Raw genomic sequence first — 3,874 nt, 5'->3', positions numbered from 1 at the left:
GTTGAGTTTTGAGTGTAGAGTGAGGAGTACAGAGTCTTTTTTTTAATTTGTCACTCCTCACTCAAAACTCAACACTCCTCACTCAAAAGAACTCCTCACTCAAAACTCAACACTCAAATGATTTCCGTAACAATACTTACCAAAAATAGTGAGGCGCGGTTGGCGCAGTGTTTGGATGCCTTGAAGGGATTCGATGAAGTAATTGTGCTTGACAACGGGTCGACCGACCAGACTTTGGCAATTGCTCGCCAATATCCCAATGTGTGTGTGCATGAGCATCCATTTTTGGGCTTTGGTAAGATGCGCAATTTGTCAGTGAGCTTTTGTAAAAATGATTGGATTCTGTGGGTCGATTCAGATGAGGTATTAGACCCGATTTTGATACAAAACATTCAAAATCTATCGCTCAACCCTAAGCATTTGTATCGTTTTTTACGAAAACAATATTACAATGGCAAATACATCAATGGCGCTGGTTGGGGCAATGACAAAGTAACACGACTTTTTCATAAAAACAGTACACAGTTTAACGACAAAGATGTTCATGAAGGATTAAATACCAAAGGTTTACAAATTGTAGATATTGAAGGAGTTATCCATCACTATTCCTATGAAACGGCTGATCAGCTTTTGTCAAAAATGAACTATTATTCCACTCTTTTTGCAGTACAGAATCAGCACAAAAAAGGGACACATCCTGTGATTGCCTATTTCAAGAAGACCTTTCATTTTTGGAATTACTATTTACTCAAAAAAGGATTTTTGTATGGCTACGAAGGCTATTTGATTTCGTATTGCAATGCACAAGGCGCATTTTTCAAATACATGAAGCTTTATGAAATGAATCAGAAAGAAAAATCATAACTTGCGCCTTTATTTTTTTGCTCTCTTTAAACAGTGAACCGAACTACTAAATTGGATGTCGTACATCCGTGCTACAATCCCCACGAAGGTTGGGAAAAGGAGCTTTTACATTATTATAAAATATTTGTCTCGCAACTCCCTTCTCAGGTGGAGGTTAAATTGTATTTGGTTGATGATGGTTCTATCAGAGGAGTAACAGAAGCCCATTTGCAATATCTCCAAGAAAATATTCCTTCTTTCGAGTATGTTACGTATTCCCAAAATAGGGGAAAAGGATTTGCTTTGCGTACTGCCATCGCCAAAACACAAGGCGATTTGATTATTTATACCGATGCCGATTATCCGTATCGTATGGAAAACGCTTGGGAGATGTTTAGGTTATTGAACGACGAAAATTATGATGTGGTTTTGGGCGTTCGTGACGACCATTATTATAGTCAATTACCATTTTTGAGAAAAGTATTCTCTTTGTCCTTACGCACGATGAACCATGTTTTTTTCCCATCGATGTTCGTAAAAGATACCCAATCAGGCTTAAAAGGATTTAATCAAAAAGGGAAAGAAGTGTTTCTCAAAACTCATATCAACTCGTTTTTATTTGATATGGAGTTTGTGGTGTTGGCATCACGTCGTAAAGATTTACGACTGGCCAAAATACAAGTACATGTACGCGATGGCATAAGTTTTTCACAAATGAGCTGGAAAACGATTAAACAAGAACTACTGAGTTTTCAAAATATTTTTAGTCGAAGTAAATAAGAGTGCAGAGTTTTGAGTGAGGAGTTTTTGGAGTGATGAATTGAGAGTTCACGGCCCTTGTTGGAGTTTTCTCCAACAAGCGATTTGCGTCAGCTACTGAGCAATTGCGAGCCGATTAAATCTTTGGTTTGTAGTGTTTTACATTCACAATTTATAACTCATAATTCAGCACTAATACGGAATTCTACTAATTTTTTTTATTATTATGCTAAAAGCAATCTTAACATTTGACGTAGAAGAGTTTGATGTGCCTTTGGAATATGGTCAACAAATCACGATGGAGGAACAGATAGAGGTTTCGACTCGTGGGACATTGCTTTTGAAGGCATTATTAGATAAACATCAAGTAAAAAGCACTATTTTTTGTACAGGACAATATGCGCTTTCTCAACCTGAGTTATTGAAAACTTTGGCCGAAAAACATGAGATTGCTTCGCATGGAATGTATCACAGTAGTTTTGATGCTAAAGTTGATTTACCCGCTTCCAAAAAGTTACTTTCTCAAATCACAGGACAGTCTGTTGAAGGATTCCGAATGGCAAGAATGATGCCTGTCGAAAATCAGGATATTGCGGATGCTGGATATGTGTATAATGCTTCCTTGAATCCAACTTTTTTACCAGGACGTTACAACCATTTGGATAAACCTAAGCTCCCTTTTGTACAGGATAATCTATGGCAAATTCCTGCCACGGTTACCCCAAATTTGCGTTTCCCGATGTTTTGGTTGAGTTTTAAAAATTTACCATTTAGTGTTTACAAAATGTTTTCGAATAGCGCCCTCAATCGCTATGGGATTATTAATTTGTATTTCCACCCTTGGGAGTTTACCGACCTTTCTGCTTACACCACTATTCCTGCGTATGTCCGTAAGCATTCAGACAGAGCATTGCTACAGCGTTTGGATGACTATATTACTTGGCTAAAAGCCAAAGGCGTCACCTTCATTACGATGAAGGAATATGTGGAAGAGTTGAAGCAGAAAAAATAAAGTATTTGAAAAATGCTCAAGTCAAGCCATTGAATACCTAACGAAATTCTCTTTCCAACCGCTAGATACATAGATAGTAATTTTTATGAAATTTGACTTTTTGCTCAATAAGCGCAACATCTTGTTGATTTGGATTGCCGTGGCAGTAGCAATAGCCATGAAGCAATACTTTACTGGCGATAATCCGCATGCGCATATCAACAACTTCATTATTTTCAGAACGAGCTTCTGGCACTTGATTCATCAGGAGCACTTGTACGCTTATCATCCCGACGAATATGTAGATTTGTTTTTGTACGGACCGCCTTTTGCGGTTATGATAGCGCCATTAGCCCTATTGCCTACTTTAGCAGGAGTAATTTTGTGGAATGTTGCGAATGCTGTAGCACTACTTTTCGCTATTTATGAATTACCTTCTTTTGACGAAAAAACCAAGGCTATTATGTCGTGGCTTTGTCTGAATAGTTGTATTACCAGCCTTATCAATGTGCAGTATCATGGTATTGTGACCGCCTTGATTATTTTGGCATATACTTTTATCAAAAAGGAAAAAGACTTTTGGGCTGCCTTTTGTATTGTGCTAGGTACAATGACAAAGCTGTATGGCGTAGTAGGTTTGGCGTTTTTCTTTTTCTCAAAAAATAAACTTAAACTTATTGCTTCTGGCTTGTTTTGGATAGCGGTGTTGTTTGTATTGCCAATGGCGTTTAGTTCGCCAACTTATATCCTTCAGACTTACCAAGAATGGTTTGAAGTATTGGTGAAAAAGAATGCTATCAATGAGGTTTTGACGAACCCTTATCAAGATCTTTCGGTGATGGGAATGGTGCGAAGATTGGCGCAAGATGCTAGTATTTCAAATTTATGGTATATCCTGCCAGCGGTTTTGGTGTTTGCGCTGTCATATATACGAATCAACTTGTTTTTCAATACCCGATATCAATTATTGCTTTTATGCTCAACGTTGATGTTGGTCGTATTGGCAAGTACAGGCACCGAAGCATCTACCTTGTTGATTGGATTTGTAGGCGCAGTGATTTGGTATATGCAAAGTGCTAAAACTTCTACCGATAAAGCGTTGTTTATTTTTGCTTTGCTGGTGACAAGTTTTGGTCCTACTGACTTGATGCCCAAATACATTAGAAATGAATTTTTAAGAAAATATGCCCTAATGGTATTACCCATGTTATTAGTCTGGATAAAAGTTCATTGGGAAATGTTGGCGAGTAAGAAAGAGGAGTTTTGAGTGCTGAGTTAGGA

Annotated in this window: 4 protein-coding genes; all 4 read left to right on the top strand. The window is 37.8% G+C overall.

Translation table 11 applies throughout. From position 1 onward, the window contains the following. Window positions 1-117 precede the first annotated feature (117 nt). The 4 genes from ACOVQ4_RS15285 (at window position 118) to ACOVQ4_RS15270 (ending at window position 3,860) form a co-directional block, all read left to right on the top strand. Complete coding sequence (locus ACOVQ4_RS15285) at window positions 118-864, top strand: glycosyltransferase family 2 protein (protein WP_421821494.1); 747 nt, start codon at window positions 118-120, stop codon at window positions 862-864. A gap of 33 nt (window positions 865-897) precedes the next feature. Next, window positions 898-1,623, top strand: coding sequence for a glycosyltransferase family 2 protein (locus ACOVQ4_RS15280; RefSeq protein WP_166577139.1), 726 nt, complete (start codon window positions 898-900; stop codon window positions 1,621-1,623). A 205-nt stretch (window positions 1,624-1,828) separates the two neighbouring features. After that, on the top strand, window positions 1,829-2,614 hold the full coding sequence (locus ACOVQ4_RS15275; protein WP_421821493.1) for a polysaccharide deacetylase family protein: 786 nt from the start codon (window positions 1,829-1,831) through the stop codon (window positions 2,612-2,614). Window positions 2,615-2,699: 85 nt separating this feature from the next. Beyond that, complete coding sequence (locus ACOVQ4_RS15270; protein WP_421821492.1) at window positions 2,700-3,860, top strand: glycosyltransferase family 87 protein; 1,161 nt, start codon at window positions 2,700-2,702, stop codon at window positions 3,858-3,860. The last annotated feature ends 14 nt before the right edge of the window (window positions 3,861-3,874 follow it).

Source organism: Flectobacillus sp. (assembly GCF_049240685.1).
GTDB lineage: Bacteria > Bacteroidota > Bacteroidia > Cytophagales > Spirosomataceae > Flectobacillus.
This window is presented reverse-complemented; position numbering and strand designations above follow the sequence as displayed.